This window comes from Roseibium sp. JB4-4, from assembly GCF_055693425.1.
Genome location: NZ_CM146333.1, coordinates 1,314,249 through 1,340,465, shown reverse-complemented (window position 1 = coordinate 1,340,465; position 26,217 = coordinate 1,314,249). Strand labels below are relative to the sequence as shown.

The window sequence follows — 26,217 nt, the reverse complement described above, 5'->3', positions numbered from 1 at the left end:
AGGTGTCCCCCATACCGGCAAACAAGGCTGCCCTGAAGGCGTATGTGGACGCCTGCAGATTGGGACATGCCGGAGGGGCAGTTGCAGCAACGCATCGTTTTTTCGCTGAAGATGCGGTCATCAATCTTGTGCATCCTTTGAACGAGATAGTCGGACCGGGCAACTATGTCGATCAGTTCCTGGGGCCCCTCAAACAAGCTTTCAGCGGACTTGGGCGGTCCGACTATATCGCTTTCGGTGGAAGCTTTGAGGAGGCAGGCTGGGTAACTTCGACAGGCTACTATTTTGGGAATTTCAAGTCACCCTGGCTTGGCATCAGACCGACGGGAGCGCTGGCTTATCTCCGGTTTGGGGAATTCCACCGAATGGAAAATGGGCGCGCTGTCGAGAGCTACATCTATCTCGATATCCCAGAGCTGATGATTGCGGCCAGTCAATGGCCAATTGCCGTTTCACCGGGAGCAACCCGCGGATATACCGGGTATCTGCCCGGCCCTGTGACCCAGGATGGTTTGCAGTGGCACCACAATGATCCGGCGGTAAGTGCGGTTTCCTTGAAGATGGTTACGCACATGCTGCGCAAGCTCGCGACCAAGGACGAACAGTGGCGGCCGTACTGGCACGAAAACATGCTCTGGTATGGCCCCGCAGCCTTCGGGAGCTTTGCGGGTCTGGAAGGTTTTGCCGGATTTCAGGTGCCTTTCGAGAACACATTCAGTGAATGGATCGGCGGAGCAGTCGAAGGCAGCCGCACCCGGCATTTCACGCGTTTTGGCGACGGCAATTATGTCTGCTCGGGCGGATGGCCGTCACTGAACGCGGTTCAGGCGAAGCCATTTCTGGGGCAGCCGTCCAAAGGAGATCGTCTCTATATGCGCGTGTGCGACTGGTGGCGGCGCGAAGGTGACAAGTTGATGGAGAACTGGGTCTTTGTCGATGTGCCACACGTGCTTTTGCAGATGGGTTTTGATGTTTTTGAAGAAATGAACAGAGGCCGGACATGAAGGGATCTCGTCCTGAACAGGCTGTTTTGAGCCGCGATACGGATATGAGCAAAACCGATGAGACGAAACGTGTCATCGAGACAATGGTAGATGGCCTCAACGACCACCGGATCGCCGACATTGGAGAATTCTTCTCCGAAGGTTTCCGTTGGCTCGGCAACACCGGCTGCGGCACCAAAACCGGACTTAAGGAATTTCAGAACAACTGGCAAAAGCCGTTTCAGGCGGCCTTTTCGGAAAAGGTTTGCGTGGACGAAGCACGGCTCTACATGGGCGAGTGGGCGGCTGCATTCGGGAGGCAGGAAGCAACACATTCCGGTGCATTCATGGGCGTCGAGCCGACCGGAAAACGGGTTGAGATCCGCTATATGGACTTCTGGAAAGTGGTAGACGGCAAGATTGTCGACAACTGGGTCATGGTCGACTTTCCGCATGTCCTGGCTCAGCTCGGAATAGATGTTTTCAACGGGGAAGGGTGGGAGGCCTTCGACCGCGGAGACCGTCAACCCCCGTTCCTGGCAAGGCGGCCTAACCGGGCCGCAGACAACTTCCAGAGCAATCTGAATAAGCGTCTTGATTGTTCTGCATACGTATGCAAATTGAGAATTGACAATTTTGCGCAAGCGGTAGAAGGCCGGAACAAGACCTTCGCCGGCGCTTTGAAAGGGAAGAAACATGGCGATTGAATATCTCAAGCGTGGCAAGCCTGAAGCCGAACGGTCTGAGGATGACGCCAAGGTTCGTTCAATCGTCGAGGGAACGCTGCACGAAATCGAGACACGAGGCGACGCCGCCGTGCGCGAGCTTTCAGAGAAGTTCGATAATTATGCACCACCGTCCTTCCGCCTGTCTCCGTCTGAAATTGAAGCCTTGATGAATCAAGTGTCGCCACGCGACATGGCTGACATCAAATTTGCGCAAGAGCAGGTGCGGAAATTTGCTCAGGCACAACGCGATTCCATGCTCGACATCGAGGTGGAAACGCTGCCCGGTGTCATTCTCGGTCACAAGAACATCCCGGTGCAGTCGGTCGGTTGCTATGTGCCGGGCGGCAAGTTTCCGATGGTCGCTTCAGCGCATATGTCCGTCGCGACCGCATCCGTGGCGAAAGTGCCACGTATCGTTGCCGCGACACCCCCTTCAAAGGAGCGCCTAACCCTGCGGTCATCGCGGCCATGCATCTGGGTGGTGCTCATGAGATCTACGTGCTTGGCGGTATTCAGGCGGTCGGCGCAATGGCGATCGGGACCGAAACCATTGACCCTGTGCATATGCTGGTTGGACCTGGAAATGCATTTGTCGCCGAAGCCAAGAGGCAACTCTTCGGCCGTGTCGGGATCGATCTCTTTGCAGGACCAACAGAAACTATGGTCATTGCGGATGAAACAGTTGATGCGGAAATGTGCGCGACGGATCTCCTGGGGCAGGCAGAGCACGGCTATAATTCCCCGGCTGTCCTCGTCACAAACTCCCGCAAGCTTGCCACAGAGACTTTGGCGGAAATCGACCGCCTCCTTGAGATCTTGCCGACAGCAGAGACTGCAGCGAAATCCTGGGAAGACTATGGCGAGGTTGTCCTGTGCGACAGCTACGAAGAGATGCTGGCGGTCGCTGACGATATTGCCTCCGAACATGTGCAGGTGATGACGGACAGGGACGATTGGTTCCTGGAAAACATGAGTTGTTACGGTGCGCTGTTCCTGGGGGCCCGTACCAACGTTGCAAATGGTGACAAGGTTATCGGAACGAATCATACGCTGCCGACAAAGAAGGCAGGCCGCTACACAGGAGGTCTCTGGGTTGGGAAGTTCCTGAAGACGCACTCCTACCAAAAAGTACTGACGGACGAGGCTGCAGCTGAAATTGGTGCCTATTGTTCCCGTCTTTGCATGCTTGAGGGTTTCGTTGGCCATGCCGAACAGGCCAATATCCGGGTGCGCCGCTATGGAGGCGGCAATGTACCTTATGGAGAAGCAGCAGAATGATAAAAGTCCATGGACGCCTGACATCCGCCAATGTTCAGCCCGTCGTCTGGTGCCTGGAAGAACTGGGCCTTTCTTATGAGCGTCTTGATGTCGGCGGGCCGTTCGGCGGCAACGACACTGCGGAATTTCTTTCAATGAACCCGCTGGGCCTTGTGCCCGTGCTGGAAGATGGTGGCGAAACCCTTTCTGAGGCCATGACCATATTGCGGTACCTGATGCGCAAATATGGCGATCATCCCACCGATCCCATGGCTGCAGCGCAGATCGAGCGCTGGGCGGATATGTCGAGACAGCACATCTATGTGCCGCTCATCCCGACCATTTTCATACAGTTCGTGCGCACCACTGTCGAAGACCGGAACTCAGACGCAATCGCCGCTGCCGAGGCAGCTCTCAAACAAGCCATGACAATTGTCGAACAGTTGATAAAGGGCACTTATATCGGCGGCGATGCGCTCAACCTTGCCGATTTTCAGATCGGCGGTCTGTTGTACCGATACTATGAGCTGGAGTTCGACCGCGCGGACCTGCCGGGGCTCAAGGCTTATTACGACAGACTGTGTGAACGGCCTGCTTATCAGAAGAATGTCATGATCGACTTCTGGCCGATGAAAGTGCCCGGCGCATGACGTTGGACACGCATACGCAGCACAAAGCGCGCATCGCCTCCTTGCGCGAAGCGATGTACGATTTTGAGGAGGTGAGTGTCCGCAAGGCACTCACCGAGCTTTGTTCTCCGGATGCCGTGTTTCGTCTTTGCCATCCAATTGGCGAAACGACAGGAAGCGACGCTTTTTATGACAAGGCCTATGCGGCCTTGTTCAAGGCAATACCTGATCTGGAGCGCCGGGATACCATCGTGATGGCCGGCCCGACACCGGAAGGCAATGACTGGGTCGGATGCGGTGGGTATTACACCGGTTCCTTCGAAAATCCATGGCTCGATATCCCGGCGACCAGGCACCAGGTTGCCATGCGTTTTCATGAGTTTTTTCGTTTTGCCGACGGCAAGGTGGTCGAGTTTCAGGCGCTTTGGGACATTCCGGAAGTCATGATGCAGGCCAGCGCCTGGCCAATGGCTCCAAGCCTTGGTCGAGAGTGGCAAGTGCCGGGCCCTGCCACTGCCGATGGCATCGTACCAGGTCCCTACGACGCAGGTGCCGGCAAAGTCACCTGTCAGCACATTATCGATATGCTCACATACATGAAGCGGCATCCGTCGCAAGGCGGCCATGAAGTCATGGAAATGCCAAGGTTCTGGCACCCTAGGATGAGCTGGTACGGTCCTTCCGGTATCGGGACTGGGCGCGGCATCGAGGGATTTCGCAAATGGCACCAGATCCCCTTCCTGAACGGAATGCCGGACCGTGGACAATACGTGGATCAGGTCCAGTATCACTTCTTTGGCGACAGAAATTATGCCGCCGTGACTGGTTGGCCGAACATGATCCAGACCGTTTCGCACGACGGTTGGATGGGAATTGCCCCATCTGGCAAGAAGATCACCATGCGCAGTCTGGATTTCTGGAGACTGGAGAACGGCCTGATCCGTGAAAACTGGGTGCTGGTCGACCTGCTGGACGCCTATGCGCAGCTCGGTGTTGACGTTTTCCAGAGGCTCCGGGAATTCAACAAGGCCCGCGCCGGTTTTGACCCAGACACCGGAGTGGCCTTTCAATGATCGAGCTTCCTTCCACCCCAAGTTTTTCTCTTGCCGGTAAACGCGTCCTTGTTACAGGTGCTTCCTCCGGTATCGGGCTGGCCTGTGCCACAGCATTGGCGGAAGCTGGCGGCGAGGTTGTCCTGGCTGCCCGGCGTGAGGAAAAGCTGAAAGAGGCAGTCTCAGCGCTCAATGGACGAGGCTGGAAGGCATCTGCCTTGCAGCTCGATATTGCCGATGTGCTGGAAGTGCAGGTGAGCGTGGAAAGACACGGGCCGTTTGACGTGCTTGTAAACAGTGCAGGCCTTGCAAGGCACACCCCGGCGACACAAACCACGCCTGAAGATTTTGACGCGGTGATGAATGTCAATCTCAGGGGGGCCTATTTCATCACGCAGTGTGTCGCCAAGGGGCTGATCGAGGCGGGAAGACCCGGTTCCCTGATCAACATGTCATCTCAGATGGCCCATGTAGGTGGCATCGATCGTGCTGTCTATTGCGCATCGAAGTTTGCAGTTGAAGGGTTCACCAAGGCGATGGCCCTGGAATTCGGTCCGAAACAGGTGCGGGTCAATACTATTTGCCCAACCTTCATACGAACACCTTTTACCGAACAGACCTTCGACAATCCCGAGCGGGTCAAGTGGATCGAACAAAAGATCAAGCTGGGTCGCACTGGTGTTGTGGAAGACATCATGGGCGCAGTGCTTTATCTGGCAAGTGATGCCTCGTCCCTCGTGACCGGAACCTCCCTTCTGGTTGACGGAGGTTGGACGGCAGACTGATGGGCAGCGAAAAAGTCACATCCGTTGAAGTTGCGCGGCATGCCGGTGTCAGCCAGTCGGCGGTCAGCCGTGTCTTCACACCGGGTGCCTCCGTGTCTCCTAAAATGGCGGACAAGGTCCTGAAGGCAGCTGAAGAACTTGGGTATCGGCCAAATGTTCTCGCCCGCTCACTGATCACGGGGCGCTCTCGCATCATCGGCCTCGTTGTGGCCTATCTGGAAAACCAGTTCTACCCGGACGCTCTGGAAAAGCTTTCAAATGCCCTTCAGGCACACGGATATCACATTCTGGTTTTCATGGTGTCGAATGATGATGCTGGTATCGACAAGGTGATGGGTGAATTGCTCGACTACCAGGTCGACGGCATCATCACCGCCTCGGTCGGCATGTCGAACGAGCTTGCCTCACGTTGCTCAAACGCCGGGGTTCCGGTGGTGCTTTTCAACCGTGGACAGGACGACGAGCGCCTTAATCAGGTGACCTCCAACAATTTCGAGGGCGGCCGAAAGATTGCCAAATTCCTTGTGGCCGGTGGTCACAAGCGCATAGCGCATATTGCCGGATGGGCTGGGTCTTCAACGGGGCGAGACCGTGAAGCAGGCTTCCGTGCCGGGTTGGAAGCAGCCGGTCAGGAACTTTTGGCCTGTGTTGACGGAATGTACAGGCGCGAGACCGCTGCCGCTGCAGCGCTCGACATGTTCAAGGGCGGTGATCGCCCTGACGCGGTTTTCGTCGGCAACGATCACATGGCTTTCGCTGTCATGGATGTCCTGCGGTTTGAGTTGAAGCTGGATGTACCGGGCGATGTTTCGGTCGTTGGCTACGATGATGTGCCTCTTTCGTCCTGGCCCGCCTACGACCTGACAACGTTGCGCCAGCCTTCCAACCGGATGGTGGAAGCGACGGTTTCCACGCTGCTTGGCTGGATCGAGGAAGGCAGCAAGGACGTTCAGAAAATCAAGATAGATGGGCCGCTCATGATCCGCGGGTCCGCACGTGTACCGGAAGGATGGCCGAATGAAAGGCTTTGACCCGCGCTGGAAGGACTTTCCCGACTACATTATCGGGATCACCCGGGAGATCTGGGAAGAGCGAAAGATCGCCACGCTTCATCACTACTATTCTGACGATATCGTCGTTCGTTCGCCTGGTTCACTCGTTGTAGGCAACCAGGACGTCATCGGGGCGACAATGGCGACACTTGCCGAATTTCCCAATCGCACGCTTCTGGGCGAAGATGTCATTTGGTCCGGTTCACCTGAAGAAGGCATGCTGTCGTCTCACCGGATCATTTCAACAGCGACCCATCTCGGGGACGGTGTCTACGGCAAGGCGAGCGGCAAGAAACTGCAATACCGGATCATTGCCGACTGCCACGCGATCAACAATCAGATCAATGACGAGTGGCTGATCCGGGACCAGGGTGCGATCGTGCGTCAGATGGGATGGGATCCGGCGGACTATGCGCGAAACCTCATCACTCGCGAGGGTGGCCCAAAGGAATGCGTGCGGCCATTCACGCCTGCCATTGATCAACCGGGCCCATACAAGGGCAAGGGCAATGACAATGAGTGGGGCGCTAAATACGCCGACATTTTGGCCCGCCTTATGAACGCCGACATGTCAGCAATTGAAGCCGAATATGATCGGGCCTGCCAGCTTGCCTATCCAGGTGGTGTTGCCGGTTGTTCCTGGAGTGATGCAGACCGGTTCTGGATGGGGCTGCGTGCAAGCTTTCCGTCCGCAGAATTCAAGATCGAGCATCAGATTGGCCGCGATGACCCGATGATGCCGCCGCGCGCGGCGCTGCGTTGGTCGCTCCACGGCACCCATGACGGCTGGGGTGCCTTCGGCGAACCATCTGGTGCCGACGTCCACGTGATGGGTGCCGCACATGCCGAATTCGGTCCATGGGGTCTGCGCCGGGAATACGTACTTTTTGATGAAACGGCGATCTGGAAACAGATTGTCCTGAAAACAGGCTGATAGCCAGCCGCAACACCAACAGGTTCCGTCATGACCCCTGAACAAATGGAAACACGGATCGTCCGATACGGCGATTTGAAACCCTGCCGTACGGCCTTTATCGATGCTCATACACCCGGGTCCGATCAAAAGGAAAACTTCACGATCATTGGTGGCGGTGTTTCCGAAAGCCCGGACCAGCACGTCCATATCAAGGAGACACCGGGCTTTAACATCGGTGCGGCCGGACAACCGCCAAAATGCCGAAATTCACTTCACTCGCACACAACGGCCGAAGTCTTTTATGTCTTGAAAGGGCGGTGGCGTTTCTTCTGGGGCCGCTGGGGCAAGGCCGGAGAAATGGTGCTTGAAGAAGGCGACATCTTCAATATCCCCACCGGGATTTTCCGAGGCTTTGAAAATATCGGCACGGACTACGGAATGATCATGGCGATCCTGGGTGGTGACGATGCCGGCGGAGGGGTGACATGGGCGCCGCAGGTCATCGAAGACGCCGCAGATCATGGCCTTGTGCTGGGGGAAAACGGCGTCCTTTATGACACAAAAATGGGTCAGTCTCTGCCTGCTGAAGTCAATCCGATGCCGCTCTTGAGTGAAGAAGAGCTGAAGGCGTTTCCGGAACCGCGCAACGACATTGTCGTTCGGGATTATATCGCCCGGTATTGGGACATGATGGCGCTTGCGGCGGGCAATCCTTGCAAGGTGATTGGTGAGAATGCGCTGCTCAAGGACAAGCCAGGTTTTGAAGTCGAATTCCTGACCCGCGGATCGATCCCCGAAACCGCTTACAGGCTGAACTGCCACGAGATCCTGATGGTCATGCGTGGCCATTGGAAACTCAGTTGGACGGGCGGCGAAAAGGTGCTGGCCCCGGGGGACACCTGCGCTGTTCCGCCGGAACTGGAGCATAGTCTGGAACCCTCGATGAGCGGAGAAGCCAGCCTCTTCAGAGTGATGAACACAGACGACCCCGCGGGTCCAACCTGGATTGGCTGACCAAGGGTTTTGAAGGACAGGTCAACCTGTTCCGCAAGGGGGAAATGCACATGAGCAAAATCGAAGTCACGCACGTGGGATCGCTGCCACGCACGCAAAAAGTCGTCGACTACATATTCGCCCGGGAAAATGGTGACGACTATGAAACTGCGGCGTTTGACGCGGCAATGACGGAAGCCGTCAATGAAACCGTGCGCAAACAGGTGGACGCCGGTGTCTCCATTGTGAGCGACGGCGAGACTTCCAAGATATCTTACGCAACTTACGTGAAGGATCGATACACCGGCTTTTCAGGTGACAGTCCGCGCAATGCGCCTGCGGATCTGAAGCTCTATCCGAGCTTCCTGAAACGCATCGCAGAAAGCGGCGGCACTCCAAAATATGCCCGGCCAATGTGCACTGGTGAAGTTCGTTCAAAAGGGCAGGGGGAACTGGAAAAGGACATCGCCAATCTGAAGGCGGCGATGGCAGCCAATGAGGTCGAGCGCGGCTTTATGAATGCAGCGTCTCCTGGTGTGATCTCACTCTTTTTGCAGAATGACTTTTATCCTTCGCGTGAGGCTTACCTTGAAGCCCTGGCCGAGGTCATGAAAGCGGAATACGAGACAATCGTTGGAGCAGGGCTCGATCTGCAGTTGGACTGTCCCGACCTCGCCCTGTCGCGGCACATGCTCTTCACCGACCTGTCCGACGAAGAGTTTATCAAGATTGCCGCAAGCCATATCGAGGCCTTGAACCATGCCCTTCAGAACATTGATCCGGCGAATGTGCGTATTCACATTTGCTGGGGCAACTACGAAGGACCGCACGTGTGCGATATTTCGATGGACAAGGTTTTTTCCACGCTGATGTCCGCACGTGCAAGGTATGTTCTCTTCGAAACGTCGAACCCGCGCCACGCGCATGAATGGAGCGTCTTCCGGGATCGAAAATCAGAAATTCCCGAAGACAAGATCCTTGTGCCGGGTGTTGTCGACACCACGACGAATTTTGTCGAACACCCGGAGGCCGTTGCACAGCGTCTCGACCGGTTTGTCGACATTGTTGGCGCTGACAGGGTGATCGCAGGCTCCGATTGTGGTTTCGGGACATTTGCAGGTTTTGGCGCCGTTGATCCTGAGATTGCGTATGCCAAGCTCGGCGCTCTTGCTGAAGGGGCTGCCATCGCTGGAGAGCGTGCGTGACCCCTTTGGTTCTATTGCCCGGCATGATGTGTGATGCGCGCCTTTATGGGCCGCAAATAGCAGAATTGTCCGGTGAAGTGCCGTTACATCTGGCGCCCGTGACCGGGCACGAGAGCGTTCGCGAGCTTGCGGAAGATCTCCTGCAAAATGCTCCTCCTCGCTTCGCGCTCGCCGGCCTTTCAATGGGTGGCATTGTGGCGATGGAAGTCGTTCGCCAAGCGCCTGAGCGCGTTGTCCGGCTTGCGTTGCTCGACACCAATCCGCGTGCCGAACTTGATGAGGTCAAGAAAGGCCGGGAACCGCAGATAGACAAGGTTCGGGCCGGCAGCCTCAAGGACGTCATGAGAGACGAATTGAAGCCCAACTATCTGGCGAACGGACCGCGCCGTCAGGATGTCCTGGACTTGTGCATGGACATGGCGCTGGATCTTGGTGCTGGTGTGTTCGAGCGTCAGTCGCGGGCATTGCAGACACGGCCCGATCAGCAGGACACTCTGGCTGGGGTCACATGTCCGACCCTCGTTCTCATGGGTGCCGAGGACAGGCTTTGCCCGCTCGATCGACATGAACTGATGCATGACCTCATAAGCGGATCGACATTGACGATCGTGGAGGGCGCTGGGCATCTCCCGACACTTGAACAACCTGACGCTGTCAATGAGGCGTTCAAAACCTGGCTGGAACTCTGATGGACATTGATCTCATCGACCTCCTGAAATCCGTCGACACACCGACTGTCTGCAACGCAATTGAAGTCGCCGAAGGGCGGCGCGGTTTCAATCGTTTCACGCGCGGCACAATGCTGTGTTCCGCACCAGAGGATGGTGCAATGGTCGGGATCGCAAGAACGGCAAAGATCTCCGCCTTGGCGCCGCCAACAGAGCCGGCTGAAGTTATCAAGGCTCGGCGGATGGACTACTACCGCTATATGTCGGAAGGTCCACGCCCGGCGATTACAGTTGTCGAGGACCTCGACTATCCAAATGCAATTGGAGCCTTCTGGGGCGAGATCAACACGACGGTACACAAGGGGTTTGATCTGGCCGGCACGCTCACCAATGGCGTCATGCGCGACCTCGGTGACTTGCCAGAAGGGTTTCCAGTTGTCGCCGGATCCATTGGCCCCAGCCACGGATATGTGCATGTGAAAGAAATCGACACTCCTGTGAAGATCTTCGGCCTTGAAATTCACGCCGGTGAACTTGTGCACGCAGATCGCCACGGTGCACTTGTGATACCGGACGCGGTCATGCCGAACCTTGCCGGCGCCATCCGAAAGCTCCTTGAGACTGAAATGCTGGTTTTGGGCCCTGCACGCGAACCAGGGTTCAATTTCGAGAAATTTCAAGCAGCATGGACCGCGTTCGAAAAGGCGCGAACGTGAGACTATTGGATTCTCTTCACGGGTCTCGGCTGCCGTTGCTGGTTCAAATCGGCCGAGCGCTCTTAAATCATCGTCTTTGCGCAACTGGTTCCTTGAAAGTGTTTGGCTGAGAAAGCATATCGAGGGGAAACGGACCAAAGCCAGTTCCTTGGGCACTTCAGTGCGGCAGCGTTTTTGTCTGTACAGGTACTCATTGCCGCATTGGACCAAGTGCCGAACATGCACTAAACATCAAGCTGAGCTCATCACGCAGGACTGAACATCCGCCTTCCGCCCCTGATCCCCGAAGACTGAAAGGACACATCACATGTCGCTTCGCATCAACGATATTGTTCCGAATTTCACCGCTGAAACCGACCATGGTCAGATCACTTTCCATGACTGGATCGGCGACACTTGGGCTATCCTCTTCAGTCACCCCAAAGACTTTACCCCGGTGTGCACGACTGAGTTCGGCGCAGTGGCGCAGCTTGCTGCGGAATGGGAAAAGCGTGGCACGAAGGTGATCGGCGTGTCGGTAGACAGCGCAGACGATCATAAGAAGTGGAAAGCCGATATCGAAAAGGTTGGCGGTGCCGCTGCCGGATTTCCGATCATTGCCGATGAGGGGCTGGAAGTTTCAAAGGCCTTCGACATGTTGCCGTCAGAAGCGTATCTGCCGGATGGCCGTACACCTGCGGACAGCGCGACTGTGCGTTCGGTTTTCATTATCGGACCGGACAAGCAGCTGAAACTGTCGATGACATACCCGATGACTGTCGGCCGTAACTTTGCCGAAGTGTTGCGTGCGCTTGATGCACTGCAGACAACAGGCAAGGGTGTTGCAACACCGGCCAACTGGGAAGTTGGCCAGGACGTGATCATCCCGGCGACCGTAAGTGACGAAGATGCCAAGGCAAAGTTCGGTTCTTTCGAGACCGTTCTGCCGTACCTGCGCAAAACCAAGGTTCCGGCCTAACGCCAATTGCCGGAACAGCGCTCAAGAGTGCCGTTCCGGCGTCCGATCGCAGTCTCATCGGCGATTGAATCGTTCGAATGTGTCGGCGATCCATTTTGCCTAACTCAAGCTGTGACGGTCTGGAGATCGCCAAACGTCTGCAAAGAGCAGGTTATGACCTTGATGAGGTCACGCCAGATGCAGACAACTGGAAATATGCGCCTCGCTTTTAATGTGGAGCTCAAAAGCGTCAGTAGCGCATCACTTGGCGAGTGAACTCTGTCGTGATGTCGCAATACCGGAAAATGAAAAACCGCTTATTGTGCCTTGCTGGCGTTTGCCTCGGCGGCCGTGCGCCAGTCACTGGCATAGGTCGCAAGACCTGGAATAGCCGTAGGTTCCACCGGTTTCAGACTGTGTCCAGTTGACAAATTCACGTAACCAGATTTGTGCGGCTGCAAGGTTGAGGAGCCCGGCAAAGGTTTTTGTTTTTGTCATACCGGGTAGCAAATCTTCGGAACTGTTTGACCTTGTAGAACATGAGCTCGATCCGGTTTCTGTCTTTGCAGGCTCGGGAGTTGCAAGGCATCGTTTCCCTGCGGTTTTCCTAAGTCGGGCGAGACTTTCGGCCCCGCTTAGAAGGAAGCAGTGTTTCGATTAAATCTCATTCTAAGTCTGTCAAATCACCACGTGCTGAAACTGCCACCTAAAAGAGAGCCTTGAATTACAGCTCAGCTGATTTGGGAATCCACTTTCTCAACAGGACCTAACAAGTTTCCATTTGCGGCTAAGCACGCGATCCTGTCACTGTTCCTCAATGAAGCGCACTGGTTTTTCATAAATCAGCAGCGCCACACAGCCGTTTTTGCTGCCTGGAGAGTGTCTTGTGCCAGGCGGGCTGATGACAAAGGTGCCTTGCGGATAACTACCAAATTCATCGAACTGGTCTCCTTCGATGACAAATATATGTTCGTAACCGATATGTTCGTGCAGATTGACCCTCGCGCCTGGTTCGTAGCGTAACAATACGGCAGCAGGGCCACCATTTCCCTCATTGTAGAGCCAGTGAGCCGTTACTCCCGGGCGGAAAGCAACCCAATCTTCCGTATCTTTCAACTTCGTTGCGTATTGAATCAGATCAGGAAGTACGGTCACAGAATCCAAATTGGACATGTCTCAGTTCCCTTCTTTTTAAAGGTGTTGAGGGAGGGGCGGCGTCTTGGACATCAGACGCCCCGTTGGCTCAGTCGACATTGAACCATTTGGTTTCGGCCCACCCAAGCAAGAGCAAAAGCCAAGTCGTGAGTACAAAAGGCGCCGAGAGCATCTGGACACCAAAGTCGGTAACGACCGGTATCAGTATTGTTGCAAGCAGCGCACCAAGAATGCTTAGCCGCAGCTTTGCTCCGCAAGTAACGTAGGCTGCCACTGCCGCTAACACGCCATTGAACCCATATAGGCCTAAATTGATACTTACGGGATCCACTTCTCGATAATAGTAGGAAACCACCGTACCAATAAGCGCGCCGATGACCGCGATCACGGCATGCCTCCAATTGCTAGCGAGGATGCCGGCGAGGAAGAGCAATCCTGACAGGATTGTTGGTGAAAACAACGCCTGTCCCAAACTTAGCACTACAGCCACCAATGGTTTGAACTGCGCCGTGGACTCTGCAGGAACAACGACCGGCTCAAGGAATTCGATGTGAGGCGCCGCAGCAGCCAGAAGCCAGAAGATGATCAAAAAAGGCAAGACAAGTATGGGAAAAGGAAGAAGTAAAAGAAGTAATTTGACAAGCAAAACCGCGCAAATCACGCAAAAGACAAGCACGCCCCACATCTCGAAATTTGCCCAGCCGGTCTGGTAGAAGGCGGGCAATGAGATTGCAATCAAAGTCGGATTGAGGCCCGGCAAGCCAGTTTCTAGCGTTTCGCCACGATCGCCGAGAAGCATACGGGCACCGGGTGCGATGGTTGCCGCAGTGAACATGTAAGCTGCGGCGATAGGCGACGCAACGAAAACTGCCGCCAGAAAAAACAAACCGGTTAGCTCGTTGGTTTGAAAGCATAATTGCGAACAACCGCGCAGGACCAAGCGCCAATACGGAACTTGGCCCGGCTCAACTCTCAAAACAACCATGTCAATTGGCTTGATCATTTCTTGGTCCACAACCTCCACAGGAATGCGGTCGTTCGAGAACGGTCTTATCCGCTCAGCGGTCAGAGCCTTATAGTGTTGCGAGATGATCCAGAATCTTGTCAGACGAGCAGGTCCACCCAACGATGCCGCCCTGAGCCACTACAGACTTCAATGTAGCTTCCTTGAATTCAGGGAAAAAACTGTCGGTACCGTCTTCCACCAAAAGGCAGTCATACCCGCGATCGTTTGCACACCTCATCGTGGTCTGCACGCAAACCTCGGTTGTTACGCCCGTGATAATCAAATTGGTGATATTGCGTCTCATAAGGTATTCGTGGAAATTGGTTCCGTAGAAAGTGTCTTTTCCGGGCTTCGCGACGACCAGCTCATGCTCAAGTGGCTGGCAGTCAGGAATGAAGTCAGACCCTTCCTCACCGTCAATTAGAATGCGGCCCATGGGTCCAGGATCGCCAATCTTTATCTTCGGATTACCCCTGTTACGCTTGGCTGTCGGTAGATCAGAAAGATCCGGTTTATGACATTCCTTTGTGTGGATTACTGGAAGGCCGGCTTTGCGGAAGCCCTCCTGGAGCTTAGCGATGACCGGAATGCATGGCTGTATATTGCTAAGATTGTTTCCGAGCGATTCAGCAAATCCTCCCGGCAAGCAAAAGTCTCGTTGCATGTCTATGCAAACCAAAGCGATGTGATCGATATCGAAATGGTACGGAAACGGCTTGGCATCAATTGCTGTCACGAGCCCACTCCTTAATATGGTTTCTCTTAATTTGCCGCCCAAGGCCCGTCACCACGGAGTGTATGCCGAGCGATCAATGGAGGCTTTTTCGATTTTTGGCGAAGCAGTTACTTCCTAGTCACACAAATAGTGTCCATGACACGTGTTAAGTGTGCCCAAACTAAAAGAATAAAAAAATGGACATAAGTCTCAAATTTATTTGTTGAGACGCATCTCCGGCAAGGGGTTTTTATTTATCAATAAACGCCAAACCAATCGTTTAGCTGTGAACTTGCGAAGGATGAACTGCACTGATCTGAGTTTAGAGAATCCGCGCTGGCCTTCGGACGGCCTTTCATTGCAGTGCCAGGTGATACTCCGAATCGCTGGCGGAACAACCGGCTAAAATGTGCTGCATCATTAAATCCAAGCCGGTTGGCTATTTCTTTGACGCGACCGTGTGATGGCGGCGTAGCTATTAGCTGATGGAAAGCACGATCGAGACGACGCGAGTTAATATAGGTCGTCACGCCACCGACATCACAAAAGTCGCGATAGATTGAGGGACGGGACACACCAAACGCCCGCAACAGATCCCCTATCCCAAGGTCTGGGTCCGACAAGTGACTGTCAAGATAGGACCGCATCGCTACACGCCGTTCGATCGCAAATTTCTTTGCCGCCGATGATTGGTCAATCGTTTTTGGGGCGAGAATGCCACGAACAAGGCCAGAAAAGCCCTGCGCCAAAGCCATTCCTTCCTCTTGCTGTAATCCCGGAAGATTGCGCTGAATGCTATCAAAAGCATCTAACAACAAACTACCAATCACGGAACTTCCACAGAACATAATGTGCGGCGGAAATCTTGCCGGATCGTAGCCGACGGCCTCATGTGGAATCGTCACCCCAGAGACCACTGATTTTTCAGCTACAGAATGAAACTCTCTTGAAAAATCAAAAATATGAACCTGGCCAGGCTCCAATGACCACGTTCCATCTGCCGAGATGCCTTTTGAGCTGCCGGAACGATATACTTGCAAGCTCAGATAGTTTGAATCACGCAAATGTTTACCGTGATGGCTAAATGACTGTTTAGAGAATGCAACTTCTGAAAAGATAAGACCGTCCAACAGCCAGCCATCCAAGCGAACTGAATCGCTTGCGTCATCCTCTAGCGGTTCAACGTCATAGACACAGCGAAGCGTTTCACGCCACGCATCAAAGCAGAACTGGCGTCCAATATCTGCACCGTCGAACCGAAACGTGGGAATTGTATTGTTATCCATAGCGCCCACCCCTATCGAACAGCGCTACTTTAATCCGATTCTTAAAAGTTGCGAAATCTACATTGCTACAACCCTGCGCAAGTATTATCCAATCATGGCGCGTGGTTACTCTTTGATTTGGATAGAGTATCCGAACGCATCGCACTCTATCCGTACTGATCCTTTGTCGGCTGTGACACCTCATCTTTTTCAGTAAGCCATGTCTGCAATGACTCAATTGGAGATACGGTGCAGTCTGGCGCCATTCCACGCATGTCAAGCTGTTGAAGGACCGCCGCGCCGCCGAAGCTGGCGACCCGGTTGGCAGATACAACTATGGTCTGGATCTGGTGCGCGGACATGGGGTTGCCAAATACGAAATGATCGGCCGGCAGTATGTCGACCAGGCAGCACAGGACGGCCTGGAAATCGCCAAGCGTCTGCAAAGAGCAGGTTATGAACTCGACGAAGTCACTCCTGATGCAGATAACTGGAAATACGCACCACTCTTTTGAAGTTGCGCTTTAAAGCGTCAGTAGCGCATCACTCGGCTCGTCGGCTCGTCGGCTCGTCGGCTCGTCGGCTCGTCGGCTCGTCGGCTCGTCGGCTCGTCGGCTCTGTCGTGATGGCTGAGAACGTGAAACTGGTTATCGCGCCTCGCTGGCGTTTTCTTCGGCGGCCGTGCGCCAGTCACTGGCATAGGTCGCAAGACCTGGAATAGCCGCAGGTTCCACCGGTTTCAGACTGAGATCAATGGGCTGCCCACCCAATTCTTGTGCTGCCAGGCAAAGCGCACCTATCACGACACCATTTTTTTCTTCTGACAGCTCTGTTTTGTCATCGGGGCGCAGAGCTGCGACCAGTGGCGCATATAAAGGTTCCTTCAAAAAAGTGCCGTCGAGGATCAAGCGGCGACCACCGTCCAGAACATCCGCGCAGTTGACCGTCAGCAGGGCAGCCTGCAACACCGCGAGAGCCGTTCGGTCTGCTGCGGTTTCCGGCATCGGCCCAATAATTTTGCCACGGCCGGCGCTGCCGGGAAACTGACCGTCATTGTTGCTGAAGCTGGGAAGGGCCAAAGTGCCTTGATTCACGATATGGGCGAGCGCCTCAAGCTTCGCGCCGTCGCCGTGCCAGGTGGGGCCGGCAATTGCCGAAAACTCACGTCCTGCCATCACCAGTGCACCGCCAACAGGCATTCCGCTCATGTCGGCGTTAATTGTCGTGCCTCGATCGTGATTGAGTGTTGCCGTGTTGGCTTCCCTCGACATCGCAACGACCCAGGTTCCGGTCGAAACCAGTGTGAAGTCTTCAAGTCCAGCGGCAATGTAACGGTAAAAGTTCGAGCTGGAATCATGAGCACCGGTCAGAACGCCAATGGTGTCTGGCAAGCCGTATCGGCTCTGCAACTCGGGGCGAATATTGCCGAGTTTTGACCATGCCGGCCGGAAGTCGGGCATAAGCCCGCGCCAGCTCTGGGCATCCACGATGGGGCTCCACTGTCGTCGAGGAACATTCCACAGATGCGATTGAGCCCCCATGGCAGAAAATTCCGAAGCGGCGACGCCGGTCAGCCACCATCCCCAGTACTGGGCAATGTTCAAATAGTGGCTTGCCTTTGCAAAGGTTTTTGGATCTGCCCTTTGCATAAGAAGCAGTTGCCGCGCCGCGTGGGTTGAGGCCATCATCACCTGGCTTCCGCGATCCTCGAATGTGCCGCTTATGCCGAGATATTCAGTGTTGATGTCTTCCGGGCAGCTTTCTTCATAGTCAATCATGGGCAGCATCGCGCCCATGTGTTCGGCTGCAGGGTCCCCACCCACAAGAACGCCTCCCGCGCCGTGTCCGACCGGTATCAGGAGCTCGATCGGGTGGTGCAGGCAGATAGCTGCAAGCGTTTCTCCCAACCAATCGCCAAGTGTCTTGAGGTCATGGTGCCGCCAGGGAGGGCCGTCCGATACTTTGTTCGGCGTCGACCGGTTCTCAAGCAAGTGTCCCGCTGGATCCGCTACCCAAAGGTCAACGTTGGTTTTACCAACGTCGAGGACCGCGATTTTGCCCTTGCCGGTCATTCCCGATATCGAATTACGAAGTTGGCTGAAGTTTGATGCTCCCGAACAAGCCGTCCATTTGGCAGATCGTTCTCCTCGACTTTGGCATCGATTTCGGCCTCACTAAGCTGAAAAGCCTGCCAGCGTTCGCTGAGTCTTTTGCGAAGTACGCTTTCAGGAACGTCCAACGATACCGTGACGTCGAAAAAGGGAAGCAGATCTTTCCAAGGAGTTTTGTCCAAAAGAAGGTAGTTTCCTTCTGCCACCAGAATACGAACCGAATTGTCAATCAGGCGCGCTCCGGCACGTGCGATTTCGATCTCCCGATCGAAAACGGGCACTGCCACGTTCGGTTCTTTGTTGTCACGGAGCCGGGCGAGCATGGAAGCAAGCCCGCCGACATCAAAGGTGTCTGGAGCGCCTTTTCGCGGACGCAGGCCAGCCGGCACGAGAAACAGGTCGTCATAGTGAAACCCGTCCATTGGAAACACTTCAGCAATACCGGGCTGGCCTGCGTTCATGCGATCAACAAGGGATTGTGCCAGTGTCGATTTGCCTGACCCGGGTGCACCGGCAACCGCGCAGATGATGCGTTGCCCTGAGGTCATGCCCAGCAGATGGTCTGCCAGGGCGGCTTCTGAGATTTCCACGCTCATATCAAACGATACTGCTTTGCCTTGTTGCGCAGGAAGGGGAGGCCCTTGTCCATCACTTCCTCGAAAGAGTTGGCGACAGGCCTCCAGATAGCAAGGCCGTATCCCACTTGGGGCGGCATGTTGATGAAGCTTTCCATCGCCAATCCTCCCTTGAAGCCGATGGCCGCCAGAGTGGCATAGATTTCATCCCAGTCGCAGGTCCCTTCGCCCGGCGTTCCCCTATCGCTTTCCGAAAGGTGGATGTAACGCAGATGGTCACGCGCATCGAGGATCCCGTTGCCCGCGCCTTTTTCCTCAATGTTCATGTGATACGTGTCGAGGTGAATGAAGATGTTGTCGGCTCCCACCTTCTCAATCATGTCCTTCGCCTGCCAGCCCGTGTTGATCAGGTGGTTTTCATAACGGTTCACCGGTTCGATCCCGAAGTCGATACCAAGGTTCTTGGCATGTTTCGCCGCGGCCTCCAGGGCACGGGCGATATTGTCGTATTCGGTCTGGGTTGGCGGCACGCCGGTGCGCTCGCCTATCCCGCCATAGGTCACTCCAGACAGCGCTTCCGCGCCCATAGCCTTGGTCATGTTCATTGCATCGATCAGATGCTCGATGGCACCGTCCGGGTTCACCGAGGCCCAGTTTTCCTGCGGCAGACCCAGCGAGCAGACGGCCCGCATGTCGTGCTTGGCCAGCAGATCGCGTGTGTGCTGCGCGTCGACGACGCTTGTGTCCAGAAGTGCGATCTCGATGAAATCCATTTTGTAGGCCGCGGCAGCCGGTATTGTTCTTTCTGCGCCCGCGCGGTCCCAATGCATGGTCCACATGCTTGTATGTACGCCGAAACCTTCCACGGTCATGTTCCTTTTCGTTGTCTGCTCCGCCATCGCAACCCGACCCACCTGAGCGCCATAACGCCGATCAGAAACAAGCCCCAGACTGCGGTTGAAAGATGTTGGTTTGCCCCGATCAGGTTCAGGCCCGAAGACAGCGCCTGAAGGATTATCAGGGCAATGGCCACGGGGAGGACGCGGCCGAAGCCACCGAAGGGATCGATGCCCCCCAGAAAACATGCCAGAACCGTAACAAGCAAAAGAGCCTCGCCATGGCCGACACGAACCGAGTTGAAACGTGCCGCCATCACGATCCCGGCAATCGCGCAAATTACGCCCGAGATGGCATAGATCGTGACCAGGGTTTTGCGGGTATGGATGCCGGAATATTCGGAGGCCTTGATGTTCGAGCCGACCATATAGACCGAAAACCCATGCCGCGTGCGCTTCAACATGATGTGCCAGACGATCGCGGCGAGTATGAAGATGATCATTGGAACCGGAATACCGGCAATGCTGCCGTGACCGAGGATGTTCACGAATTCCGGGAACCCTGAAATGTCGCCGCCTCTGGTGAGGAACTCTCCCAGCCCGCGCAGAAAAATCATCATGGCAAGCGAAACAAGAATAGGATGTGCGCCCACATAGGCAACGACTGCCCCCATGACGGCGCCAGACAAGGCGCCGGCAAGTACGGCAAGCGTGACACCAAGGATAAAAGCACCGATGCCCGCATCGGGTCCGCCGAACTGGATCAACGTCCATGCAAGAGCCAGGCCGGAAATGTTGGCCTGGTAGATGATCGCCAGGTTCAGACCGCCTGATAGAATGGGTACCAACATGGCCAGTGTCAGCAGACCCAGCACTGGCATCTGAAATGCCATGGATCTCAGGTTTGCCCCGGTAAGAAACAACGGTGTTGCCAATGAGAATGCCAGGAACACTATTCCGAGAAAAATCAGAAGCGGCAACGTTTCTGCGCCGGCGACGGCATGAATGCGCTCTCTTAGGCTCATGTGGTGTTTTCCTTCAAGCGCGCTTCGGTGTCTCGAGACCTGTTCCAGAGTTTGAAGGACAAGTTTGAAGACGAAATCGCCACCAGGATTGTGGCACCGATGATCATCTGGAACGCGAAGGGAGATATGCCGAGAAGGTTCAATCCATTTTGTGTGATTGCCACGAACATCACACCCAATATACAGCCGACAACCGTTCCACGTCCGCCGCCAAGGCGTGCCCCGCCCAAAACGACCGCCGCCAGTACGTCCAGTTCCCGGCCGTAAAGCGCGTTGGGCACGACTTCCTGGGCGATGTTAACCTGCATTAGTCCGCCAATTCCCGCCATCATGCCGCACCAGCCGAAGGCCACGATCTGCATTTGCCAGATGTTGACGCCGGAGCGTCGCGCCCCTTCAGGATTGTCTCCGAAAGCGTAGAGTTGACGACCGAGTGTTGTCAGCCGGATCAGTGCCCATGTTGCCAGAACGCAAGCGATCATGACCGCAACAGACAGGTTCAGTTCCGACCAGCTTCCATCCGGTGCCTGGCGTTCGAAAATGAAGATGCGGTCAGTCCACCAATCGGGAAGATTGTAAATGTTTCGCCCCTTGGTGAAGAACATCAAGAGGCCGAAAAACGCGTTGAACGTCGCAATGGTGATGACGATGGATATCACCCGGAAACCATGGATTAAAAGAGCGTTGACCATCCCCAGGCCAATCCCCAATGCCGCCGCGACCAAAAAGCCGATGGCCCAACTTCCACCGCCGATCCCCATGAAAATCTGTGCCGCGACGTATTGGACAACCGAGGCAGCGACCGCGAACGAGATGTCGATGCCTCCCGCAACCAGAACCACGAGAAGGCCGGCGGCCCAGATCAGATTGACGGCGTTGTTGTTCAGAAGCGAAGTGATATTGCCGAGTGTCAGGAATGTGTCTGTTGCCAGCGAGAGGCCGAGGATCATCAAAAAAGGACAACCGAAAGGCGGGCTTCAACAGGGTATGTGCGGAAGAGGTCACGCATAGATGAGCGCCTCCAGGTCCTGCACGCTGGTAGCGTGAGGATCGTATTCTCCCACAATCTTACCGTCGGCCATGTGCAAAACGCGGTCTGCGTTGAACATGACTTCGCTCACCTCGTCAGAGATCAACAGTATCGCAAGACCTTCATCTGCGAGCCTTCGAACAATACGAAATATTCCTGCCCGTGCCCCCACATCGACACCGACAGTCGGGCTGTCGAGGATCAGGAGGCGCGGTTCGGTCGCCAGCCATTTGGCGAGTACGACCCGCTGCTGGTTGCCGCCCGATAGGGTCGAGACAGCGTCGTCCGGTTTTCCGATCTTGACGGCCAGCTCGTCGATCCAGTGCCGCACCAGCCGTGATTGTCGCGCTGGAGAGATCAAGCCAAATGCACCGAGAATGCGATCAAGCACCGAAATGACGGTGTTGTCGGCAATTGATTGCGGCTGGATCAGCCCCAGAGACAATCGATCTTCCGATACATAGGCCACACCGCGTGCGATTGCGTCGCGGATCGAGCGGAGGCGGATCGGGGATCCCCCAAGACGGATTTCGCCTTTGTCGGGTGCATTCATACCAATCAGGGCATGTGCCAGTTCGCTCCGACCGGCTCCGATCAACCCTGTGAGGCCGAGCACTTCTCCCTGTCGAATTATAAGATCTATATCCTTGAACTCGTCATGGCGTGAAAGGGCTTTGACTTCCAAAACGGGTAGGGCGGTCGACCGGTCTTGTGCCCGGACGACATTTTCCAACTGAGCTCCGGTCATCAGTTCTCCAAGGCGATACTGGGTCATGCCATCAGTCGGATAAACGCCTACAAGCTTGCCATCGCGCAGGACGGTTACTCTTTCAGAAATGTCGATCACCTCTGCCAACCTGTGACTGACGAAAACCACAGCGACACCTTGCGCGGAAAGCGTACGCACAACTTTCAAAAGCGCGTCGGTCTCGCTTTGCGTCAGGGACGCGGTCGGCTCGTCCATGAAGACAAGCCGGGCATCGCCCATCAATGCTCTGGCAATTGCAACAATTTGGCGTTGTGCAATCGGCAGGTCGCCAAGCCGAGTGTCCAGGTCAAGTGACACATTCAGCCGGTCCAAAACCTTTCTGACGCGGCCCTTGTAGCGCCCACCGAAGGCAAGGCGAGGCGCCACACCCACCATCTCGTCGAACGCAATGTTTTCAGCAACGGTCATGTGCGGAAAAAGGGCAAGGTCTTGCCAGATTACGGCAATCCCGAGGGCTCTGGCCTTGGTTGGCGAGGTTGTGCCGACGCGTTCGCCAAACAGCTCGATTTCGCCGCCCGCATCGGGGGTGTATACACCGGTCACGATCTTGATCAGCGTCGACTTTCCGCAGCCGTTTTCACCGGCAAGGCAGTGGACCTCACCCGCACGCACCTCGAAATCGACAGACTGCAGGGCTTTCACGCCGCCGAAGGTCTTCGAAACGGAACGAAGCCGCAGCGCGTGGGCTGTATCGGAAACTGTTGTCATGATTGTTTTCAGCGCCTGACGGGGAACCCGCTTTGCGCGGGGTCCCCAGGTTCAGCGTCAAAAGGTCTTAAAGACCCTTAGCGGCCAGCTCATCCACGGTGCTCTTGTTGATCTCAAGCAGGTTGTCCGTGATGATGTTGCGGGTTTCCGCGTCGGGCTCAACAACGCCGAGGCCTTCGATTTCGGTGCCACTGGCGATTTCGTCACCGTTGACCAGCATATTGCCCATCGTGACAAACACTCGACCGGCTTCAGCCGGATTCCACATGAAACCGCCTGAGATTACATCGTCCTTGAGGAGTTTCTGGCCCTGGCCGGGCGAGAACGGTCCCATGACATGGACCTTGCCGCCCAGTCGACGCTCCTCGATGGCCCGACCTGCGCCAATGGGCCCCTGGCTGCCAAAGGCAAGGAAGCCACGCAGATCCGGGTTGGCCGCGATCAGGTCGAGTGCCGTCGAGCGGCTGTCATCGACACTTTCAGCCACGCCGTAACGGTCACCGACCGGCTGCAGCTTGTCGGCGCAGTTTTCGGCGATCCACTTGATTCCGGCATCGGCCCAAGCATTGTGGAGGGGGACGGTGAGGGATCCGACATATACTGCGTATGTGCCTGGCTCATTTGTCTTTTCGCACAAGAGTTTGGCATGGGCCTCACCAAAACCGTCTGCCGATGCCAGCTCGAAGTTCCAGTCGACATTGTTCAGGCCGGGTCCCTCATGCGCGACAACCTTGATACCGGCATCCATTGCTTTTTTCAGAACCGGCTCAAGTGCGGCTTCGTCGTTCGGCACCACGCCGATGACATCGACACCCTTGGCGATAAGATCCTCGATAGCACGGACTTGCAGCGCCGGGTCAGCCGAGGTTGGCCCGATCATTTCCGCACTGACACCAAGTTCTGCTGCGCGCTCTTTGATGCCTTCTTCCATTGCGTTGAACCAGGGGATGCCACCGATCTTGACGACGATACCCATCGAAGTTTCTGCATTGGCAGTGCTTGCGCAGGCCACCAAGGCAATCGCTACTGTGACGTACTTTAGTTTGTTCATGTTTTCCTCCCATGCGCGGCACGCGGGTACCGCAAAGTCATCCGGTCCAATCCGATTGGGCCGGAGCTCGACTGGGCAAAAAACAAGTTGCTCAATCGATGTAGCAATGTTAGGCAGAAAGAAAAGTTCAGTCAAGCTGCTCGTGACGCAATAATTGAAGGGCACTGTCGCGTGAAATCCAGGCAGAAGAGCACGATCTACGACATCGCACAGAAAGCCGGCGCCTCTCCGTCAGCGGTGTCTGCAGCTTTGAATGGCAAATGGAAACAGCGACGACTGAAGAAAGAAACAGTCGACAGGATCCAGCGGATCGCGCAGGAAGAGGGCTATATGGCCAACCTTCAGGCGCGCGGGTTGCGGAAAGCGGAGTCCGGGCTTGCCGGCATGGTTTTGCCGGACCATGAAAACCGGTTTTTTGCAGAGCTTAGTCAGCAATTTGCGAAAGAGGCGCATGCGCGCGGTCTATGCCCGGCAATTGTGCATGCGGGACGTGATGCGGACGCTCAGCTCACATCAGTCGAAAGCCTGATTGCCTATTCTGTCGACCTGCTGATGATCGCAGGTGCGACTGAACCTCTGAGCTTGGCCAGTGCCTGCAGCAAGGCACGCATAAGACATGTTTTTGTCGACCATCCCTGCAGCGAAGCGCCCTCCATTGTCACCGACAACACGGGTGGTGCTGCAATGCTCACGAAGACGCTTCTGGATGAGATGGACATGCCATCGGAAACCGATCCGACGACGTGGCTCTATTTTCTCGGTGGTGAATCGAGCCTTCCTGCTTCGGCAGACCGTATCCATGGGTTCCGCCAGCAAGCTGAAGCAGCGAAAGTTCTGTTTGATCCGGGCCAGATTTTGGCCTGCGGCTATGAAAGCGAAAAGGCCGAGGAGGCACTTTCCGATCTCTATTCGAGGCTCGGGCAATTGCCTGCAGGTCTTTTTGTCAATTCGATCGGCTGTTTTGAAGGAGTTCTGCGTTTTCTCTCGCGCTTGCCGGAGGGGGATATCTCTCGATCCACGTTCGGCTGTTTTGACCACGACCCTTTCGCAACACTGTCGCGGTTTCCGCTGCGCATGGTCCGCCAGCGCGCAGACCTTATGGTGGAGGAAGCTTTTCGTCAGTTGGACAAAGGAACTTCCGAAGCGTGTTTGATCCGGGTCGCGCCAGATCTGGTCTGACATCACGCGAACTGTAACCTCTTGGCCGAAATGCAGTTAAGACAAGCGGAAGAGGGGAGCGCCCCAGCGGGTTCCCTGAATTGGTGCAATCTAGTCAAAAAGGTCAGGTCTCGACTGCCTGAGCGGTTCGAGGCGCGCCACAAGATCGCGCAGATGTTTCAGCATCGCGTTGCGGGCCTTTTCAGGGTCTCGTTGCTGTATTGCTTCGATGATCTGACAGTGTTCGTCAAATGCCCGGCGCGAGCGGCCCGGGATCGGCAGCAGCAAGCGGCGTGCGCGATTGACCTGAACCCATCCGGAAGCTGCAATCGCATTCAGTTTCGGATAGCCGGTAAATTCGAAAATCAGATCATGCATCTGCTGGTCTTCCCGGTAAAAACCAGCTTCATCCCTGTCTTCCAGACAAAGTGACTGAAGGTGGAGATTTCTGTTCAGCTCCGAGAGTTGTTCCTCGGTTCGGCTGGTGGCAACGCGCGCAACGGCGGCGAGTTCTATCGCTTCGCGCAGGAATGCACCTTCGCGAATTTCAGGCATGGAAAACCGGGTGACGCGCGAGCCGGATTGGGGCACCACCTCCACCAGCCCTTCACCGGCGAGCCTGGTAATCGCTTCGGTCACAGGTGACCTGGAAACGCCAAGCTGCGCGCAAATTTCCGGTTTTTTCAACAGCGTGTCGGGCGGCAGCTCCATGGCCAGTATGGCAGTGCGCAGGGCTTCATAAACGCGCTGGGCCAATGAACCTCTGAGCTTTCTGATATCGGGCAGGATGTAAGGCGGCAGGTCGCGTTCAGCGTTTGGGGACATGAGAGTTCCGTATTTGAATGCTAACATGTTAGTTGACGCGGCCGCTCTGTCAAGATAACCGTCAAAA

The 26,217-nt window shown here is 55.5% G+C and carries 25 protein-coding genes and 3 pseudogenes; 15 read left to right on the top strand and 13 right to left on the bottom strand.

Annotated features, from left to right (window positions below; genetic code table 11):
* Positions 1 to 2: 2 nt before the first annotated feature.
* From ACZ1HV_RS06180 to ACZ1HV_RS06120, 13 genes and pseudogenes are all read left to right on the top strand, one after another.
* Positions 3 to 1,004, top strand: coding sequence for a nuclear transport factor 2 family protein (locus ACZ1HV_RS06180; protein WP_298816177.1), 1,002 nt, complete (start codon positions 3 to 5; stop codon positions 1,002 to 1,004).
* A complete protein-coding gene (locus ACZ1HV_RS06175; RefSeq protein ID WP_472717609.1) occupies positions 1,001 to 1,690 on the top strand; it encodes an ester cyclase in 690 nt (229 codons plus the stop codon). Before ACZ1HV_RS06180 ends, ACZ1HV_RS06175 begins: the two co-directional genes overlap by 4 nt.
* Positions 1,680 to 2,989 (top strand): annotated as a pseudogene (gene hisD / locus ACZ1HV_RS06170) (histidinol dehydrogenase). The gene ACZ1HV_RS06175 and the pseudogene hisD overlap by 11 nt, the downstream one beginning before the upstream one ends.
* The gene (locus ACZ1HV_RS06165; protein ID WP_472717608.1) at positions 2,986 to 3,618 is read left to right on the top strand and encodes a glutathione S-transferase family protein; all 633 of its coding nucleotides are present in this window, start codon (positions 2,986 to 2,988) and stop codon (positions 3,616 to 3,618) included. Before hisD ends, ACZ1HV_RS06165 begins: the two are co-directional and overlap by 4 nt.
* The gene (locus ACZ1HV_RS06160; RefSeq protein ID WP_472717607.1) at positions 3,615 to 4,670 is read left to right on the top strand and encodes an ester cyclase; all 1,056 of its coding nucleotides are present in this window, start codon (positions 3,615 to 3,617) and stop codon (positions 4,668 to 4,670) included. Before ACZ1HV_RS06165 ends, ACZ1HV_RS06160 begins: the two co-directional genes overlap by 4 nt.
* Positions 4,667 to 5,434 carry an SDR family NAD(P)-dependent oxidoreductase gene (locus tag ACZ1HV_RS06155; RefSeq protein WP_298816186.1) on the top strand — a complete coding sequence of 256 codons (768 nt, stop codon included), beginning with the start codon at positions 4,667 to 4,669 and terminating at the stop codon, positions 5,432 to 5,434. The genes ACZ1HV_RS06160 and ACZ1HV_RS06155 overlap by 4 nt, the downstream gene beginning before the upstream one ends.
* Positions 5,434 to 6,465, top strand: coding sequence for a LacI family DNA-binding transcriptional regulator (locus ACZ1HV_RS06150; RefSeq protein WP_472717606.1), 1,032 nt, complete (start codon positions 5,434 to 5,436; stop codon positions 6,463 to 6,465). Before ACZ1HV_RS06155 ends, ACZ1HV_RS06150 begins: the two co-directional genes overlap by 1 nt.
* Entirely contained in the window at positions 6,452 to 7,420 is a 969-nt protein-coding gene (locus ACZ1HV_RS06145) for a nuclear transport factor 2 family protein (RefSeq protein ID WP_298982584.1), read from the top strand. Before ACZ1HV_RS06150 ends, ACZ1HV_RS06145 begins: the two co-directional genes overlap by 14 nt.
* Positions 7,421 to 7,450: 30 nt before the next feature.
* Positions 7,451 to 8,416 (top strand): cupin domain-containing protein, encoded by a 966-nt coding sequence (locus tag ACZ1HV_RS06140; protein WP_472717605.1) that lies wholly within the window; start codon positions 7,451 to 7,453, stop codon positions 8,414 to 8,416.
* Between the two features lie 50 nt (positions 8,417 to 8,466).
* A complete protein-coding gene (locus tag ACZ1HV_RS06135) occupies positions 8,467 to 9,600 on the top strand; it encodes a cobalamin-independent methionine synthase II family protein (RefSeq protein ID WP_472717604.1) in 1,134 nt (377 codons plus the stop codon).
* Positions 9,597 to 10,289 carry an alpha/beta fold hydrolase gene (locus ACZ1HV_RS06130; RefSeq protein ID WP_298816195.1) on the top strand — a complete coding sequence of 231 codons (693 nt, stop codon included), beginning with the start codon at positions 9,597 to 9,599 and terminating at the stop codon, positions 10,287 to 10,289. Before ACZ1HV_RS06135 ends, ACZ1HV_RS06130 begins: the two co-directional genes overlap by 4 nt.
* A complete protein-coding gene (locus tag ACZ1HV_RS06125; RefSeq protein WP_472717603.1) occupies positions 10,289 to 10,984 on the top strand; it encodes an RraA family protein in 696 nt (231 codons plus the stop codon). Before ACZ1HV_RS06130 ends, ACZ1HV_RS06125 begins: the two co-directional genes overlap by 1 nt.
* 307 nt (positions 10,985 to 11,291) lie before the next feature.
* On the top strand, positions 11,292 to 11,942 hold the full coding sequence (locus tag ACZ1HV_RS06120; protein ID WP_472717602.1) for a peroxiredoxin: 651 nt from the start codon (positions 11,292 to 11,294) through the stop codon (positions 11,940 to 11,942).
* Between the two features lie 339 nt (positions 11,943 to 12,281).
* Here ACZ1HV_RS06120 and ACZ1HV_RS06115 read toward each other — a convergent pair.
* From ACZ1HV_RS06115 to ACZ1HV_RS06095, 5 genes and pseudogenes are all read right to left on the bottom strand, one after another.
* A pseudogene (locus ACZ1HV_RS06115) lies at positions 12,282 to 12,486 on the bottom strand (hypothetical protein); the annotation flags it as partial.
* Positions 12,487 to 12,725: 239 nt separating this feature from the next.
* Entirely contained in the window at positions 12,726 to 13,094 is a 369-nt protein-coding gene (locus tag ACZ1HV_RS06110; RefSeq protein WP_472717601.1) for a cupin domain-containing protein, read from the bottom strand.
* 70 nt (positions 13,095 to 13,164) lie between these two features.
* On the bottom strand, positions 13,165 to 14,079 hold the full coding sequence (locus ACZ1HV_RS06105; protein WP_472717600.1) for an urea transporter: 915 nt from the start codon (positions 14,077 to 14,079) through the stop codon (positions 13,165 to 13,167).
* A 70-nt stretch (positions 14,080 to 14,149) separates the two neighbouring features.
* Positions 14,150 to 14,818, bottom strand: coding sequence for a cysteine hydrolase family protein (locus ACZ1HV_RS06100; protein WP_472717599.1), 669 nt, complete (start codon positions 14,816 to 14,818; stop codon positions 14,150 to 14,152).
* A gap of 236 nt (positions 14,819 to 15,054) precedes the next feature.
* Entirely contained in the window at positions 15,055 to 16,083 is a 1,029-nt protein-coding gene (locus tag ACZ1HV_RS06095) for a helix-turn-helix transcriptional regulator (protein ID WP_472717598.1), read from the bottom strand.
* A gap of 263 nt (positions 16,084 to 16,346) precedes the next feature.
* Here ACZ1HV_RS06095 and ACZ1HV_RS06090 point away from each other — a divergent pair, with 263 nt between their 5' ends.
* Positions 16,347 to 16,577, top strand: coding sequence for a hypothetical protein (locus ACZ1HV_RS06090; RefSeq protein WP_472717597.1), 231 nt, complete (start codon positions 16,347 to 16,349; stop codon positions 16,575 to 16,577).
* Positions 16,578 to 16,709: 132 nt separating this feature from the next.
* On the opposite strand, the gene ACZ1HV_RS06085 is transcribed toward ACZ1HV_RS06090, so the two are convergent.
* The 7 genes and pseudogenes from ACZ1HV_RS06085 to ACZ1HV_RS06055 form a co-directional block, all read right to left on the bottom strand.
* A complete protein-coding gene (locus ACZ1HV_RS06085) occupies positions 16,710 to 18,134 on the bottom strand; it encodes an FGGY family carbohydrate kinase (protein WP_472717596.1) in 1,425 nt (474 codons plus the stop codon).
* The gene (locus ACZ1HV_RS06080) at positions 18,131 to 18,769 is read right to left on the bottom strand and encodes a nucleoside/nucleotide kinase family protein (RefSeq protein WP_472717595.1); all 639 of its coding nucleotides are present in this window, start codon (positions 18,767 to 18,769) and stop codon (positions 18,131 to 18,133) included. Before ACZ1HV_RS06080 ends, ACZ1HV_RS06085 begins: the two co-directional genes overlap by 4 nt.
* Entirely contained in the window at positions 18,766 to 19,614 is an 849-nt protein-coding gene (locus ACZ1HV_RS06075; RefSeq protein ID WP_298958604.1) for a sugar phosphate isomerase/epimerase family protein, read from the bottom strand. Before ACZ1HV_RS06075 ends, ACZ1HV_RS06080 begins: the two co-directional genes overlap by 4 nt.
* 2 nt (positions 19,615 to 19,616) lie before the next feature.
* The gene (locus ACZ1HV_RS06070; RefSeq protein WP_472717594.1) at positions 19,617 to 20,609 is read right to left on the bottom strand and encodes an ABC transporter permease; all 993 of its coding nucleotides are present in this window, start codon (positions 20,607 to 20,609) and stop codon (positions 19,617 to 19,619) included.
* A pseudogene (locus tag ACZ1HV_RS06065) lies at positions 20,606 to 21,618 on the bottom strand (ABC transporter permease). Before ACZ1HV_RS06065 ends, ACZ1HV_RS06070 begins: the two are co-directional and overlap by 4 nt.
* Positions 21,611 to 23,116, bottom strand: coding sequence for a sugar ABC transporter ATP-binding protein (locus tag ACZ1HV_RS06060; protein WP_472717593.1), 1,506 nt, complete (start codon positions 23,114 to 23,116; stop codon positions 21,611 to 21,613). Before ACZ1HV_RS06060 ends, ACZ1HV_RS06065 begins: the two are co-directional and overlap by 8 nt.
* 67 nt (positions 23,117 to 23,183) lie before the next feature.
* Positions 23,184 to 24,167 carry a substrate-binding domain-containing protein gene (locus ACZ1HV_RS06055; protein WP_472717592.1) on the bottom strand — a complete coding sequence of 328 codons (984 nt, stop codon included), beginning with the start codon at positions 24,165 to 24,167 and terminating at the stop codon, positions 23,184 to 23,186.
* A 171-nt stretch (positions 24,168 to 24,338) separates the two neighbouring features.
* Between ACZ1HV_RS06055 and ACZ1HV_RS06050 the strand changes: the two genes are divergently transcribed.
* Positions 24,339 to 25,346, top strand: a complete 1,008-nt coding sequence (locus ACZ1HV_RS06050) for a LacI family DNA-binding transcriptional regulator (protein WP_298816211.1) — start codon at positions 24,339 to 24,341, stop codon at positions 25,344 to 25,346.
* 90 nt (positions 25,347 to 25,436) lie between these two features.
* On the opposite strand, the gene ACZ1HV_RS06045 is transcribed toward ACZ1HV_RS06050, so the two are convergent.
* Entirely contained in the window at positions 25,437 to 26,150 is a 714-nt protein-coding gene (locus ACZ1HV_RS06045) for a GntR family transcriptional regulator (RefSeq protein ID WP_472717591.1), read from the bottom strand.
* Positions 26,151 to 26,217 lie beyond the last annotated feature (67 nt).